The organism is Pseudomonas sp. (assembly GCF_033723075.1).
Lineage (GTDB): Bacteria > Pseudomonadota > Gammaproteobacteria > Pseudomonadales > Pseudomonadaceae > Aquipseudomonas.
Window position 1 is genome coordinate 85,320 of the sequence record NZ_JAWVXU010000008.1, and the last position, 14,484, is coordinate 99,803.

A 14,484-nucleotide genomic window follows, 5' to 3' on the forward strand; every position below is an offset into this window, starting at 1 on the left:
ACGGCGCTGTTCTTTTGTCCGCCTGCAGGTGCCGCGATAGCCAGCTAGGCTTTGGGTGAGTCAGCGTCAACCCGGCGCGAGGCAGGCGATGAACGAGTTTCCGAAAGAAATGCCGCATGAGGTCATCGAGGCGCTCGAGCGTGGGCGCAAGATCGAGGCGATCAAGTTGCTGCGTGAAAACCAGGGGCTCGGCCTCAAGGAAGCCAAGGAAGCGGTCGAGTGCTATGTGCAGGAGCATCCCCATCTGCGCAAGTCGAGACGCCCGCTGGGCGGTCACGGCCCGTGGTTCTGGCTGACGCTGATCCTGCTGCTGGGGCTGCTGATACTGTTCAGCCGGAGGCTCTGAACCGGCGTCGAGGGCGCACCTAGGGGGACCGGCTGTGGCTGACTTCGGCTTTAGCCGGCCAGCAGCAGATAGACCAGCGCCATCATGACGATCAGGCCCAGCCAGACCAGGGCATTGAGCTTGCTTCTGACCACTACGCCGGGGCCGCGCAAAGGCGCCGGCGGATTTTCCTCCAGGTAGCGGTTGATCCGTTCTTCGGCTTCTTGTGCGCTGATCCCCTGGCGAACCTGCAGCAGTTCGATGGCCTCCTTGCGCCTGTCCTGGCGCAAAACCAGCAGCACTTCATCGGGGAGTGAAGGTTCGTCGGCAAGCATGGCACTACTCCTGGCCGCGTTCAGACGGCGCCGTTACGGCGCAGTTCGGCAATGGCCTCACTGTCATAGCCTAGTGCAGCGAGTACCCGCTCGGTGTGCTCGCCCAACTCCGGGCCGGTCCATTCGACGCCGCCCGGGGTGTCCGACAGCTTGGGCACGATGCCGGGCATCTTGAACGGCTTGCCGTCCGGCAGCTTGGCGCTGAGCAGCATTTCGCGGGCCAGGTACTGCGGGTCGCCGAACATGTCCTCGGCGCTGAAGATGCGGCTGGCCGGCACCTCGGCCCGATTCAATGCATCGAGCACCTGCTCCAGCGGCAGCGCGCCGACCCAGCGGTCGATCACCCCGTACAGCTCGTCGCGGCGCGCGTCGCGGCCGTCGTTGCTGGCCAGGCTCGGGTCTGCAGCCAGGTCCGGGCGCTCGATGGCCAGCATGAAACGCTTGAAGATCGCATCGCCATTGGCGCCGATCTGGATGTGCTTGCCGTCGCTGCTGGTATGGATCGAGGAGGGCGTGATGCCGGGCATGATATTGCCGCTGCGCTCGCGGATGAAGCCGAACACGTCGAACTCCGGCACCATGCTTTCCATCATGGCGAAGATCGCCTCGTACAGCGCCACGTCGACCACCTGGCCCTGGCCGCCATTGACCTCGCGGTGGCGCAGCGCCATCAGTGCGCCTATCACCCCCCAGAGTGCGGCAATCGAATCGCCGATGGAAATCCCGGTGCGCACCGGCGGGCGATCCTCGAAGCCGGTGATATAGCGCAGCCCGCCCATGGCTTCGCCTACCGCGCCGAAGCCCGGCTGGCCCTTCATCGGGCCCGTCTGGCCGAAGCCGGACAGGCGCACCATCACCAGCTTGGGGTTGAGTTGGTGCAATACCTCCCAGCCCAGGCCGAGCTTTTCCAGCACGCCGGGGCGGAAGTTCTCGATCAGGATATCGGCCTCGCTCAGCAGCTGCTTCAGCACCTGCAGCCCTTGCGCATGCTTGAGGTTGAGGGTGATCGACTGCTTGTTGCGTGCCTGCACGAACCACCACAAGGATGTGCCCTCGTACAGCTTGCGCCACTTGCGCAGCGGATCGCCGCCGTCCGGCGACTCGACCTTGATCACCTCGGCACCGAACTCGGCGCAGATGCGCGCGGCGAAGGGCCCGGCGATCAGGCTGCCGAGTTCGATCACTTTCAGGCCGGTGAGGGGTTTGTTGGCTGTGCTCATCGAAAGGGTCCGTGGCGGATTGCGGGTCAAGCCTATTCGATTATGTGCTGTCGCGTCATATGCCGATTGCCTGGTCTCGTTGTTGCCGCTGCGATGGGGTTGGCGGTTTTGACGGCTCAACCGAGCGGTGATATCGGGTTGAATTGCCGTCACCAACGGATGCGCTGCGTTTTTAGAATCTGGATGGTTTCCCGCCTGTGACTTTCTCCTTACCCCTCTGTTTGTGGCTGCCTGGTGCGCCCGTTCGCCGTGCAGCGACAGCCGGCCGGATCGTGTGTCGCAGCGGTAATCGACGGTGCACTGCCTGCGGCGAGTGGTGATGGGGAGGAGCGTTTTTCACCGGCTCGCAGTACTTGATCCCCACGGCAATCACGCTGGCCGGATGGCTGAGTCCCCGCTTGATGCCAGATTCAGCCTGGCCCTGGCTCGGGCTGGAGCCATGACGAGGCCCTGGTCCGCTCAAACATCGTCTTATCATGAAGTTTATTCATGATCATGTTAATCCGCGCCGATGTCTCCTAGGCTGGAATGAACCTTGGATCGCCCCTGTGGTGTGACTGCAGAGTGGATGCCGTTCTTCTTGCCGCTGTCGGTACCGGTTGCGGAGTGCAGGGCGTGGGGCGCATGGTTCGGTCAAGAGGTTTCGAAGTGGCCCTACTGTTTTGCAACGTTGACGAGTTGCCAGTCAGGCCCTCAAACAACGGGAGACACAAGGATGAGCAACATCAGTGGCCGTTATTTTGACGATGCAGAATACGAGCGTCGTCGTCGCCAGGTCCGGGACGGCATGTCAGCCCGCGGGCTGGATGCCTGCCTGATTGCAAGTCCCGAAAATATCTACTACCTCACCGGGCTGGACCACCAGGGCTACTTTGCCTGCCAGCTGCTGATCCTGCCTGCCACTGGTCAGCCGGTGCTTATCACCCGGGCGATGGAGAAGGCCACGGTGCGCGACCAGGCGCCCGATGTGCTGCATGTCGGCTATACCGATGGCACCGAGCCGCCGCCCGGCGCCAGCGCCGACAATGAACTGATCGACAAAACCTGGGCGCTGACCATGGGCGCACCGACCCGCGAACCGCGGCGCCGGCCCTACATGATGCCCAGCGCGGCGGTGCGCGACACGGTGAAGGCCCTGGCGGACGCCGGTCTGTCGAAGGCGGTGATCGGCATCGACATGAACAGCACCTTCCTGCCCTACTCGATTGCCGAAGGGATCATGAATGGCGTAGCCGATGCAGACTGGCAGCAGCTCGATAACCTCGTCGACGATGTCCGCATCGTGCAGTCGCCGGCCGAGCTGGAACTGACGCGCCAGGCGGCGGCAATATCGGACTCGATGATGCTGTCGGCCATCGCCGCGGCCGGCCCCGGCGTCAATGCCCGCGAAATCATGGCGGCGATCTACGATGCGATGTTCCGCCGCGGCGGTACCTATCCCGGCTTCGTGCCGCTGGTCCGCTCGACCCGCAACCTGGCCCATGAGCACGGCACCTGGGAGGATATGACGCTGGTCCAGGGCGATCTGCTGTTCCTCGAAATGGCGGGCTGTGCGCGGCGCTATCATGCCCCGGTCGGACGCTTCGTTTTTATCGGCGAGGCGCCAGACGAGGCGATCAAGGTCAATGGGGTGTGTCAGGAGGCGATGATGGCCGCCGCCGATGTGATCAAGCCCGGGGTTCTGGCCGGCGATGTCTACGAGGCCTGGCAGGCGGTGCTCGATCGCAATGGCCTGTCGCACTATTCGCGTCATCACTGCGGCTACTCGATCGGTATCGGCTATCCGCCGAGCTGGTCGGGCAGCGGCGTACCGGTCGGGCTGCGGCGAAAGTCGCAGATGCGTCTGCGCGAAGGCATGACCTTCCACCTGATGAGCTGGCTGCTGAATTCCGGCATCGGCGATGCCTTCCTGTCCGATACCGTGGAGGTGACGGCGGACGGCTGCAAATTCCTCACGCTGGTGAACCGGGACGTGCTGGTTAGATGACATCCGGCCTGGAGGCACCCATGCACGCAAAACCAAAGGGGGTGGCGTGATCTATTTTCATTCGCTCCGCCCCCCTCGATGAATATCGATCAACTCGTCAATCACCTCAGTCGCTTATCCAGTCCTCAAGCGGTCGGGCCGCACGACTGACAGGCACAGGGATCTGGCGGCGCGGCCTTTTCAGGTGTGGCAAGCCTGGGGCAGCGAAGCCAGGCTCCCGGCTCTGCCGGCCCAACCGCACATCGCATCCCGTCAGATCGGGCAATCGGTATCCGCAAAGGATCCATAGCAGATCAGGAGGCACATCCATCATGAGCCAGATTGAAGTCCACAACCCCTTTACCGGGGAGCAGGTGTTCTCGCAGCCATCGGAAAGTTTCGAGGCAGTCAGCATGCGTATCGACGCCGCCCAGCAGGCGTCCCGTACCTGGCAGGCGCTGAGTCCGGCCGAGCGGGCGAGGCATGTGCTCGCGGCGCTGGATTATTTTCGTGAGCACTGCGATGCGATTGCCGAAGGCATCACGCGGGAAGTCGGCAAACCGCTTGCGGCGGCAAAGGAGGAGCTGACCTTCATGCTGGAACGGGCCGAGTACCTGTGTCGGTTCGCGGCCGACGGGGCGCTCCAGCCCGTACGCCATCCAGAGTACGAGGATGAGGGGTTCGAAGGGCGCATCGAGTGCCGCGCCAAGGGGGTGGTCTATATCATTACGCCCTGGAACTACCCCTTGTTCTGTGCCATCAACGGCACCGTCTGCGCCTTGCTCAGTGGCAATGCGGTGGTGCTCAAGCACAGCACCGCACCCTCGGTCGGCAACCATTTCGAGCAGGCCTTCGGCTCGATGGCCGGAATCGATCATCTGCTGACCCACGCGGTCGTCGATTATGAGGTCTCGGCACGCATCATCGAACAGGCCGATATCAATCACGTGGTCTTTACCGGGTCGGTGCAGGGCGGTCGCATGGTGCAGCAGAGCGTTGCCAAGCGTGCCTTCAATGAAGTGCCGGAGCCCTTTATCCAGTGCTCGCTGGAACTGGGTGGCAGCGATGCCGCCTATGTCGCCGAGGATGCCGATCTCGAGCAGGCCGCTTTCTGGGCCGTGAAAATCGGCCGGCTGCATAACTCCGGACAATCCTGTTGCGCGGTTAAACGGGTGTTCGTCCACGCCAGCCGCTACGACGATTTTCTGGCCCGGGCCCAGGCGATCATGGAGGCCGAGAAGAGCGGTGACCCGATGGCGCCCGAAACGACCCTGGGGCCGCTGCACGGCGGTGAGCGGGCGGTCAACGGACTGCTCGAGATGGTGCGCCAGGCACAGGACGGCGGCGCCCGGGTCTGTACCGGCGGCGAGACCGAGCAGATCGGCGGCGTGGCCTTCCTGAAACCGACGCTGCTGGCCGAGGTGGCACCGACAATGCGGGTGCTGCAGGAGGAAACCTTTGGACCGGTTCTGCCGGTCATGAAGGTGGCCGATGACGACGAGGCGGTGCAGCAGGTGCGCAACAGCCGCTATGGCCTGACGGCAGCGATTTTCACCCAGTCACGGCAGCGCGCCGAACGCTTTGTGGCGGCTGTCGATACCGGCACCGTGTATGTCAATCGCTGCAATTTCGTTGATGCCCGGCTTGGCTGGATCGGCCAGCGTGCCTCCGGTAACGGCTCGCTGGCGCTGGCCCCCGAGGGGCTGCAGGCCTTCAGTGCGCGCAAATCGGTGAACCTGGATCCCAGCCAGCTGAAATAGATCTGATAGCGGGCGCCAGCGGATGGTGCCCCGGGAGTCTGACATGGCACTACTACCTTCCTGCCCGGATCCCGCGCTGATGCGGGAGCTGAGTGAAACGCGGCGCTGTTTTCACCGTACCCCCGAGCTGTCCTGGACCGAATACCTGACCACGGCGCGGCTGTGCGCCGAGCTCGAAGCCCTGGGCTTTGCCGTTGCCTGGGGGCAGGCTCTTTACGGCACGCAGAAGCCGCCCAATCCGCCGGATGCTGAAACGGATCGTATCGCCTATGCCCGGGCCGAACAGGTGCTCGGTGCCGACAACCGCTATCTGCCGTCGATGCAGGGCAATCGCACCGGTCTCGTGGCAACGCTGGAAGGCGTCTTGCCGCCCGCGCAGCCGGGGCCGGTGTTCGGCTTTCGCTTCGATATCGATGCGCTGCCGATCACGGAAAGCCAGGCCGCCGAGCATGTGCCGGTGGCCGAGGGCTTCGCCTCCGAACATGCCGGCATCATGCATGCGTGCGGCCATGACGGCCATCTGACCATTGGCCTTGGGCTGGCGCGTCGGCTGGCGGCCAGCCGCGCGCGCTGGGCCGGCAAGGTGCATTTGTTCTTCCAGCCGGCCGAGGAGGTGGCCGGCGGTGGCGCGCTGTTCGCCGGGCTGCCGCAGATGGCCGAGGTGCAACGTTTCCTGACGCTGCATCTGGGGATTGTCGACCGCTACCGGATCATTCTCGACGCCACCTGGATTGCGGCCCGAATCTATGATGTCGTCTTCCATGGCCGCGCCAGCCATGCCGGCAATGCGCCCCAGGATGGCCGCAATGCGCTGCTGGCCGCCTGCCAGGCGGTGCAGGGCCTGTATGCCCTGCCGCGCCACAGCGCCGGCATGTCACGGGTCAATGTCGGGCGCTTCGCCTCCGACAATGCGCACAACGTGATCGCCGACCAGGTGCGATTTCGCTATGAGGTACGTGGCGCCGACAATGCCATCTGCGACTTCATGGCCGTCGCGGCAGAGCAGGTGCTCGACGGCGCGGCCCGCATGAACGGCGTGACCTGGACGCGCGAGCTGTTCGCCGAGTTTTCCAGCTACCCCAACAGCCGCGAGCTGGCCGAGCGGGTCGCGGCGACGGCGCTGGCGATCGGCTTGCCCGAGGCACTGCTGCAGGACAGCTTTCTGGTATCGGCCAGCGAGGATGCGGGTTTCCTCATCCAGAAGGTGCGCGAGCAGGGCGGCGAGGCGACTCATCTGATTCTGGGTTCGCCGGTCGGCGGCGGCCATCACTGTGGCACCTTCGACTTCGATGAACAGATGCTCGGCTGGGGAGTGCTGCTGTTCGAACGGCTGGTGATGGATGGGTGACGGGTGTCTCCTATTGTTTTCAGCGAAGCAGAGTCTGCTTGAATAAATTGTTACATGTCGGTGATCTAGAGCGCGGTCCGCTGAAATTCAAGAAGACCGTTGGGCCCAACCCAAACTCGAAAAGTTTTGGTTGCATTGGTGTCAGGCATGACAGATAGCTCTCGGATCTCTCCGCCGCAGGAACGGGAGCGACTCGCAGCAACCACATGTTCTTCAGGACTGAGGAAAAACTCGATTCGCTCCGACGGTTCAAGTTGCGCAATTTTCACTCCGTCAACAGACAGGAAGTTATCACAGTCCAGTCCAATGTAACCCGCATCTCGCTTGATGATGATATGCCCGCTGCCAGGCACGGGGGTACTGAACCTGGAATCGTAAATTCGGGCTGCGGGAACTACCGTTGTCTTGTCAGTTGGCACTGGGGACGATGCGCAAGCGGCGAGCATGGTGGCTGCGATGGCAATACTTACAAGTCTCATTAAATCTCCAGAGGCATCTTAACGTTTAGTTAAGAGACGGGCTTTAGCCCGTCCCAGTGAGCGAAGCGAACGGTTTGAACCATTTGTTATGTGCTCTTCATGTGGTCAAGCCACTCTATTGTTTTTGTGGCAGGGTTTACATGTACAAAAATCAAGCCACTAGGAGGTCTGTTATTTTTGTCGAAACCGATAGCGCTAAGTTCTTTTAGACCTGAATGGTATTCCGATAGAAATTCTAGGAATATTTCAATAAGTTCATTGTAATTATTGTCATCTGCTGGCTTTGGAATAAGTAGTTTGAATCTGTGATTGTCATTAGCCTCTGCATATATTGCGAAGGCTAAGGTGTAAGGGTTGTCTTTACTGATTTTCCCTTTTGTGCCGTAAAGCACTGGCTCAATTTTTGGTTGAGACATCACTTTTATCGTGGTTTCAGAAAGCTTTTTCTTGAGAATGGCGTAATGGTCTTTCCCCATTTCTCCGAAAAAAGCTTCGAAATATGGCTTTGAAATGTAAGCAGCTACAAGTGGAAAGATGAACCATTCTAGGCATGCTTGAGGCCCACTTGGAGGTCTAGACTCGACTGATACCTTAATTTTTTCATTGCTTAGCCCCTCTTTGAAATCTTGGAATAGATCTTCCGGAAGGCTTTCTTCATATATCAGTGCGATGTCAGGTTTGCTCATGGCCTCTTCCTTGTGTGCATAACGTTTGGTTAAGGGGCGGGCTTTAGCCCGTCCCAGTGAGCGAAGCGAACGGTTTGAACCAATTGTTATACATGGCGTTGCAGTGCCTGAGTTAATGTTTTCGTCTGTTTGACTCAATTGCTACAAAAATGCTGCGATCCAAGGCATCTATTTTTTTGCCTGCCATGCGCTGATTGATGATGGCCTTGCATTTTTTGCACAAATACTTAGAGATATTGTTGTTTTTTCCTAAGTATGCGTAGGTCTCAGTTTTGATTTTGCTGCAGCATGAGCATGTTCGCTCTACATGTGATGTTACGAACGGTTTACCTTTGAGTTTTGATAGTTCTTTGAATTTGTGAGCTTGATTCTCATGGCTCTTTAGGTCTCTCCGCTTTACGTGGGTTTTGCATATTTCGCAGAGGACCAATTCTTCTAGCGATTTTTCTAGGCGAGCTTTTTGCTCCAGCTTTTCTTGACTGTGTGCGTTGTGCAAATGTCGTTCTAATCTTGCTTGTTCTATTGATATGCCACAATGAGGACATACGGCTTTATTGGGTGTGCTCATTTTATGGCCGCTTTGTATAACGTTTGGTTAAGGGGCGGGCTTTAGCCCGTCCCAGTGAGCGAAGCGAACGGTTTGAACCACTTGTTAGGTGCCAGCCTTAAATAGGCGTGATGCCTCTAGCTTGGAACCAATTATCCTCTGACGAGTGAATGTCGCCGTGGGACTCGTTGTAGTTAACTGTAAGCTCCTCGCCAGCGTCAATCAGGCGCGCTGCTGAGAAGGCCATGGAGCAACTTGCGGCATTGGCAGCGTAGCGAACATTGGCAGGGTTATCGTGGTTGTACATACTGCCCCAGCCTAGGGAAATTGCAGATTCTGAAGGGCCTTTAGTTAGTTCCCCCCAATTGAAAACTACGAGTTCTAATGATTCAGGAAGCTCGCTCCACTGAACCAACACAACGGGGCTGATTTCAATGATCTCGCCTTGCTCGATTTGCCGTGTGGCAAAGACACCCCGACCCTTAGCGGTGCCTGTATCGCGGATTTCTGCACAATCGCATACTTTGAAATGCATCACTGACACCTAACGATTAAGCTAAGGGGCGGGCTTTAGCCCGTCCCAGTGAGCGGAGCAAACGATTTGAGCGCCTTGTTAGGTGCTTTAACTCAAATCTTCTGAGTAGAATCTAATTATTTCTGCTGATTCATATTTGGCGAATTCTAAAGACCATATTTCGCCAATTGTCCTTACCATGTCTGCAATAAATGAGACTACATATGAAAGCACTAATGCTGCAAGCTTCTCATGAAGTTCTTTGCTGTGGACTCTAGAATAGACGAGTGCACTTATTGCCGAAGGGGTAGAGTGAGCGTTTGTAGATAGTATTTTATAAATAGAATTAAACGTGTTCACATTGAGACTTCGGCTCTCGGATATTTCAGTTTGGTTAATGTCCGAGCATTTGCGCCCTTTCAGAATTTGTCTCTGAACTTCAGGTAGTAGACTTTTAAATATTTGGTTGTCTTTAATTATATTTTTTAGCTTGTTGTATTTTTCTTGAAGAGGATCTTGTTCCTTCTCTTCGCCGCCAAAAAAATTACAGAGTTGAATTGTCGATTTTAGATCATGAAAATCATACAGATAAAAACGGAAGTCAGACGTTTCCGTGTCTGTGTTCTCTATGCAGTAATACCAATGCAGGTTGGCCGCTTCAATCAAGCTCCTAGAGATTGAGCAGAACGACGAAAAATCAAATAGCTCCCCTGCGCTGGTGTACCTTGATCCGGGCATTACTCTTAATAGTGACATGCACTCTGGTACAACTTTTGCCAAGTAGTAAGTCGATATTTTTCGTTTTCTATCTTCTGTTTGAACGCCGTCAAACTGCTGAGATAAGTCATATGCAATCTCAGTTATAAAATCAAAGCTTTCTATTAGCTCTTGAAATCCACTCATATTTCAAAAAGCACCTAGCGTTTAGGTTAAGGGGCGGCAAAAAGCGCAGCTTTTTGGCGTCCCAGTGAGCGAAGCGAACGACTTGAACCGTTTGTTAGGTTAACGTTTTACTTTTACTTCATAGTAAATATCGTAAATAGTCCCAAAGGCGCCTACCTGACGCACTACTGGTTTTCTTGATAGGACTTCATAAGAAGCATCTTTATGCCCGTTGTTTTTGATCCATTTTTCAAGCCACTGCATTCTTGTTTGTTCAGCATTTTCGCTATCATTCGGATAGACCGCATCGGCAAAAGATTTGTACTCATAGATTTGATATTCAGGTGTTTGCTCCTTCGGCCTAAACTCCGTTAGATGGTAGTCAATTGAGCTGCAGGCAAGTAGTGTGCAGGTGACAAAAATATATATTAATTTCGGGATAGTGATTATGCGCATGGTTGTTAACCTAACGATAAGCTAAGGGGCGGGCTCTAGCCCGTCCCAGTGAGCGCAGCGAACGGCTTGAGCGACTTGTTAGAGGAATAAACTACCACCTAACATCAACGACCAAATTTCCTGAAATATCTCGTTGCTCTACCGATTGAGAGCGGTTAAAGCCTTTAATGGAAGTGTGATCAACATGCACAACAGAGCCGACCTTTTCTCCTTGAGCATTAACGATGGAGTATGTGTAGATATCTGTCTCTGCCAACGGCCCTTTAGACCGATGGCTCTCTTGAACAAGCGTGTCGCCTTCATTTAGCTTCAAGTTGCCGCGCATAGGACTTCCTCTTATTTCTCTAACGTTTGGTTAAGGGGCGGGCTTTAGCCCGTCCCAGTGAGCGGAGCGAACGATTTGAACCACTAGTTAGGGTTTTCCACCATTTTCGTGAGGAAAGGCTGATGCCGGTTTGGTACTCAGCGCCATAAGCCGTTTGAATAGCTTTTCTTCGGCATCAAGCCCTGCTTGCATATGCTGCTTTTCAAAGAAGGCAGCCAAGTACCCACATCCGGCGTGAAGAACTGCAATGAGGATTTCCTCTAACTGCCGAACCGTTCCAGCGATGAAGGCGTCTGTGGTGTGTTCTCCTTTGAGGTGGGCTGAATAAAAGAAGCTCGCGCCAAAGGGTGAGCCATGAATGACCTCAGACGAGAGCGAATAGATCAGTCCATATGCTGCGAGTAGCCGCGATCCAGCCTTGCGCCCTGCAAGTTCACCTACCCGCCTGATACGACTTGGCATATCTAGGTTGGTCCAGCTTCCGTTTCCTTTGCCTGTAAATTCGGGAAATTTAGATGCAAGTGTCGATGCAGGGTCAGGGTCTGTGCGGACTTCAATCGAGTATTTGCCACTTCCGAATTTCCGATTGTGTTGCCTCCATGCGGCGAATTCGATGTACCTAACGGCTCGGTCTGCAACCGCATTTGACTCCGCTAGGAGGTAGCTTGCATTTACGAAAGACTCGACAGCTGACCGTGCGATTGGATAGGCGTCGCGGACAGGAATTCCGCGTTGTTTGGCAATGTGTAAAAGGGACTCGACAGACTGTCCTGCCCCCATTGCTAGCAATGTGCTTGTACGTCGTTGTGCGTCCGAGAGGCTACAAGTCAGGGTTTCGCCCTCATATGTCGTGGAGCCTTGGGATGCGACGAAGAGTGCAAGGCGTAAGAACTCTTGCTGAAGCATTGCCAAACCTCGCAAAGCATCCAGCAGTGGTAACTCCTCGTCTGCGGACATAAGTTGTTTACCCTAACGTTTGGTTAAGGGGCGGGCTTTAGCCAGTCCCAGTGAGCGAAGCGAACGATTTGAACCACTAGTTAGGTTACATTTCGGCGGACTTCACGCACAGACCGATGGCCGTGTTTGTATAGGCCATTTGTGTTGCCGTCCAAGGATTTGCAACGAACCGCATAGCCTTCGTTAAGCACCTTCCGTACCATTGTTTCCTCATCCACTTCCTCGCTGGCCTCAAGGGTATTTCCACCCGTACCGCCAGGAGAAATCCTAAATGCAATGGACCCTGTATCTCGCCGCTTCATTTGAACTGGAAATACTTCAGTTTCATTGTGGAGTACAAAACTAAATTTTTTGGAGAATCTCTCTTGAGAAGTTGCCATAATATTTTCTGTTGTGGATGTAGAGATTTTATTGTGAAGTGCAGTTTTGGTTATACTGAGCTTCCCGGCGTTCTTCTTGAAATTACATTCATAACACTCGACTTGAATATTCGAGATGTCGTCTGACCCGCCATGGTGAATTGGTATCTTGTGACCTTTTGTCCAGGTGTGCTTATAACGAGGGTCTGGGCGTTTTGGTACTTCAGACCAAAGCCTTCCGCATACCGCGCACGTTGGACTTCTTGCTAGAAGTAATTTCCACTCTGCGCTCGTATGTGAGCCGCCATTTTTCTTGATCTTTTCGGTGCGAACCTTTGCGCGCTGATTACGGCAGTCCATGCAGCGATTCCAGCTATTGAAACGGGTCCCTCCACATTTCGTGCAAATCATGGCTTGTAACCTAACGTTTGGTTAAGGGGCGGGCTTTAGCCCGTCCCGAGTGAGCGAAGCGAGCGACTTGAACCACTTGTTAGGGGCCTGAGCACTAATTTTTGGACTCTTGATCTTTATTAGAAAGCTGCTCAACACGCTGACTTATGAACAAATACAGGTTTGTAGAAAACATGCCGACGAAAACTGCAACTAGTACCATTGTATAAAAGTCGCTTGAAGAGCTAGCTAGTTCCTCAGCCCCTATTCCTTGTTGCTCTATATGTGGTGCGATAATTGCTAATAATACACCGCTCTTAATGCCGACCCATGAGAATACTGCCATCAACCCTGAGCCAATTGTTAAGGAAAGTTCTTGGGTTATTTTTATGCCTGACAATAGCAGCCTGGCAATGGCGCCAATCATTCCCAGAAGAAAGGGTATAGTTAAAAGTATAAGTGCGTTGTACCCTTTGTTTATGAATAGTAAGGTGTCTTGGTCTATTTCGTATATGCCTGGATTTCTTATGGATGCCATGATTAGCAAAAGAAATACGAGTGAAATTAAAGAAAATAAATATATAACTTTCTTTGTTTCTGCTGATTTGATTTTTTGCTCTTCTTCGTAAGCTCTAATCCTGATTAATGTTTCTTCTGGAAGTCTTTCTGGAATTTTGCTTTCGTTTGAAGGGAAGTCTGTAATGTTGTTTTCATGTTCTGTATTGGTTGGCATCATTATTCCTGTAGAGGTACCTAACGCCCCGCTAAACGGCGAGCGTTAGCGAGTCCGGTGGAGGCCACGGTTTTTTGTGGCCGGAACGAATTTGAGCGGTTTGTTATACGTTTTCTCGCTATGCATCTTTATTAGCGTACCCTTCCAAGTCGTAAACCACTTGAATAAACAGATCGGCCAGCCCAACTCCGTACTTCTCTTGCGCTTCAAGTAGGCTTTCCGAGTCTGTTAAAGCCCCTTCAAGCTGCTCAAGGCCATCGGTCATGTCGTTAAAGCTAGCTCTGCATTTAGATATTAGATTCAACAATTCACCTTTATTTGGCGCAAAACCTAGCTGATGAGCAAATTTGTTTCTCATCTTATTAATGCTTTGCAGACAACTTGCCACTTCATCTGGAACCAACCCCAAGGAATTTATAAGGGTAATTTTTCTACTATGGGTTAATGACATAAAATGCTCTTTAAGCTTGCTATCGTAACTTAGAAGTATCTCTTCAAGAAGGTGCTCAACCACCAAGTGCCCAATAACAAAGCCTGTCAGCAAATCTGAATCATCAATCCTATGAAACAAAAATTCTTCGTACTCATTGCTGTAGACGGACATTGCTAATTAGTTCCTTGTGGTAACGTATAACGGTTAAGCTAACGGGCGGCCAAAAGCGTAGCTTTTGGACGTCCAGCGAACGAAGTGAGCGTCAGTTGAGCGCATTGTTAGGCATCTTGCACTGATGCTCGAATTTTGTACTTCTTGCGAGGCTCCGGAACCGGGCCTTCTAATACTTGCTTGAACTCGACAACATCTTCTACAGTGATTTGGTATTGAAGCCAGTCAATCATGTATAGATCTTCACCTTCTTGGCAAACAGCATTGGCGAAAATCTCTCTTCGTTCTGCAGTTACCATGAGCGAAAGGTGCATATTCTGAACGTTTGGATGACCAAATATCCCTAGAGACATTCCGTTGATGAGTATTTGGTAGTACATGGTTTGTATGCCTAACTATAAATAGACACCAATTGGTGTGATAACGCTTTTACGGTCGTGGTGGATAACATTCCTTCTCCTCTCGTCTATCCCTGTCTAGGCCAGGCATTGCAGCGGTCGGATGACCGTATAAGGGAGTTATACACCATGAACGGAAAGCCCCGCTTGCTCGATCAGATGCACAAGCAGATTCGCCTCAAACGCTATTCGATTCGGAC

17 protein-coding genes are annotated in these 14,484 nt (G+C 54.2%); 4 read left to right on the plus strand and 13 right to left on the minus strand.

The window, feature by feature from the left end; all coding sequences use genetic code 11:
• Nucleotides 1-88: 88 nt before the first annotated feature.
• Nucleotides 89-346 (plus strand): ribosomal protein L7/L12, encoded by a 258-nt coding sequence (locus tag R3355_RS11540; RefSeq protein ID WP_318961305.1) that lies wholly within the window; start codon nt 89-91, stop codon nt 344-346.
• 50 nt (nt 347-396) lie between these two features.
• Here the strand turns inward: R3355_RS11540 and R3355_RS11545 are convergent, their stop codons facing one another.
• Both R3355_RS11545 and R3355_RS11550 read right to left on the minus strand, forming a co-directional pair.
• Complete coding sequence (locus tag R3355_RS11545; RefSeq protein WP_318950077.1) at nt 397-660, minus strand: hypothetical protein; 264 nt, start codon at nt 658-660, stop codon at nt 397-399.
• A gap of 20 nt (nt 661-680) precedes the next feature.
• Nucleotides 681-1,880: a CaiB/BaiF CoA-transferase family protein gene (locus R3355_RS11550; protein ID WP_318961306.1), complete on the minus strand. Its 1,200-nt coding sequence runs from the start codon at nt 1,878-1,880 to the stop codon at nt 681-683.
• 568 nt (nt 1,881-2,448) lie between these two features.
• On the opposite strand from R3355_RS11550, the gene R3355_RS11555 reads away from it, so the two are divergent.
• From R3355_RS11555 to R3355_RS11565, 3 genes are all read left to right on the plus strand, one after another.
• Complete coding sequence (locus tag R3355_RS11555) at nt 2,449-3,867, plus strand: Xaa-Pro peptidase family protein (RefSeq protein WP_318961307.1); 1,419 nt, start codon at nt 2,449-2,451, stop codon at nt 3,865-3,867.
• Between the two features lie 311 nt (nt 3,868-4,178).
• Nucleotides 4,179-5,606 carry an aldehyde dehydrogenase family protein gene (locus R3355_RS11560; protein ID WP_318961308.1) on the plus strand — a complete coding sequence of 476 codons (1,428 nt, stop codon included), beginning with the start codon at nt 4,179-4,181 and terminating at the stop codon, nt 5,604-5,606.
• 43 nt (nt 5,607-5,649) lie between these two features.
• Nucleotides 5,650-6,954: an amidohydrolase gene (locus tag R3355_RS11565; protein ID WP_318961309.1), complete on the plus strand. Its 1,305-nt coding sequence runs from the start codon at nt 5,650-5,652 to the stop codon at nt 6,952-6,954.
• A gap of 565 nt (nt 6,955-7,519) precedes the next feature.
• On the opposite strand, the gene R3355_RS11570 is transcribed toward R3355_RS11565, so the two are convergent.
• The 11 genes from R3355_RS11570 to R3355_RS11620 all read right to left on the minus strand — a co-directional run bounded on the left by R3355_RS11570 (nt 7,520) and on the right by R3355_RS11620 (nt 14,266).
• Nucleotides 7,520-8,119 carry a hypothetical protein gene (locus R3355_RS11570; RefSeq protein WP_318961310.1) on the minus strand — a complete coding sequence of 200 codons (600 nt, stop codon included), beginning with the start codon at nt 8,117-8,119 and terminating at the stop codon, nt 7,520-7,522.
• 112 nt (nt 8,120-8,231) lie between these two features.
• Nucleotides 8,232-8,687, minus strand: a complete 456-nt coding sequence (locus R3355_RS11575) for a hypothetical protein (RefSeq protein ID WP_318961311.1) — start codon at nt 8,685-8,687, stop codon at nt 8,232-8,234.
• A 97-nt stretch (nt 8,688-8,784) separates the two neighbouring features.
• Nucleotides 8,785-9,201: an SET domain-containing protein-lysine N-methyltransferase gene (locus R3355_RS11580; protein WP_318961312.1), complete on the minus strand. Its 417-nt coding sequence runs from the start codon at nt 9,199-9,201 to the stop codon at nt 8,785-8,787.
• Between the two features lie 87 nt (nt 9,202-9,288).
• Nucleotides 9,289-10,083, minus strand: coding sequence for a DUF5677 domain-containing protein (locus R3355_RS11585; protein ID WP_318961313.1), 795 nt, complete (start codon nt 10,081-10,083; stop codon nt 9,289-9,291).
• Between the two features lie 99 nt (nt 10,084-10,182).
• Nucleotides 10,183-10,518: a hypothetical protein gene (locus tag R3355_RS11590; protein ID WP_318961314.1), complete on the minus strand. Its 336-nt coding sequence runs from the start codon at nt 10,516-10,518 to the stop codon at nt 10,183-10,185.
• 91 nt (nt 10,519-10,609) lie between these two features.
• On the minus strand, nt 10,610-10,843 hold the full coding sequence (locus R3355_RS11595) for a hypothetical protein (protein WP_318961315.1): 234 nt from the start codon (nt 10,841-10,843) through the stop codon (nt 10,610-10,612).
• Nucleotides 10,844-10,930: 87 nt separating this feature from the next.
• Nucleotides 10,931-11,800: a DUF5677 domain-containing protein gene (locus R3355_RS11600; protein WP_318961316.1), complete on the minus strand. Its 870-nt coding sequence runs from the start codon at nt 11,798-11,800 to the stop codon at nt 10,931-10,933.
• A gap of 80 nt (nt 11,801-11,880) precedes the next feature.
• A complete protein-coding gene (locus R3355_RS11605; protein WP_318961317.1) occupies nt 11,881-12,519 on the minus strand; it encodes an HNH endonuclease signature motif containing protein in 639 nt (212 codons plus the stop codon).
• 145 nt (nt 12,520-12,664) lie between these two features.
• Nucleotides 12,665-13,282: a hypothetical protein gene (locus R3355_RS11610; protein ID WP_318961318.1), complete on the minus strand. Its 618-nt coding sequence runs from the start codon at nt 13,280-13,282 to the stop codon at nt 12,665-12,667.
• A 118-nt stretch (nt 13,283-13,400) separates the two neighbouring features.
• Nucleotides 13,401-13,886, minus strand: coding sequence for a hypothetical protein (locus R3355_RS11615; protein ID WP_318961319.1), 486 nt, complete (start codon nt 13,884-13,886; stop codon nt 13,401-13,403).
• Nucleotides 13,887-13,993: 107 nt separating this feature from the next.
• Entirely contained in the window at nt 13,994-14,266 is a 273-nt protein-coding gene (locus R3355_RS11620) for a hypothetical protein (protein ID WP_318961320.1), read from the minus strand.
• Nucleotides 14,267-14,484: the final 218 nt, after the last annotated feature.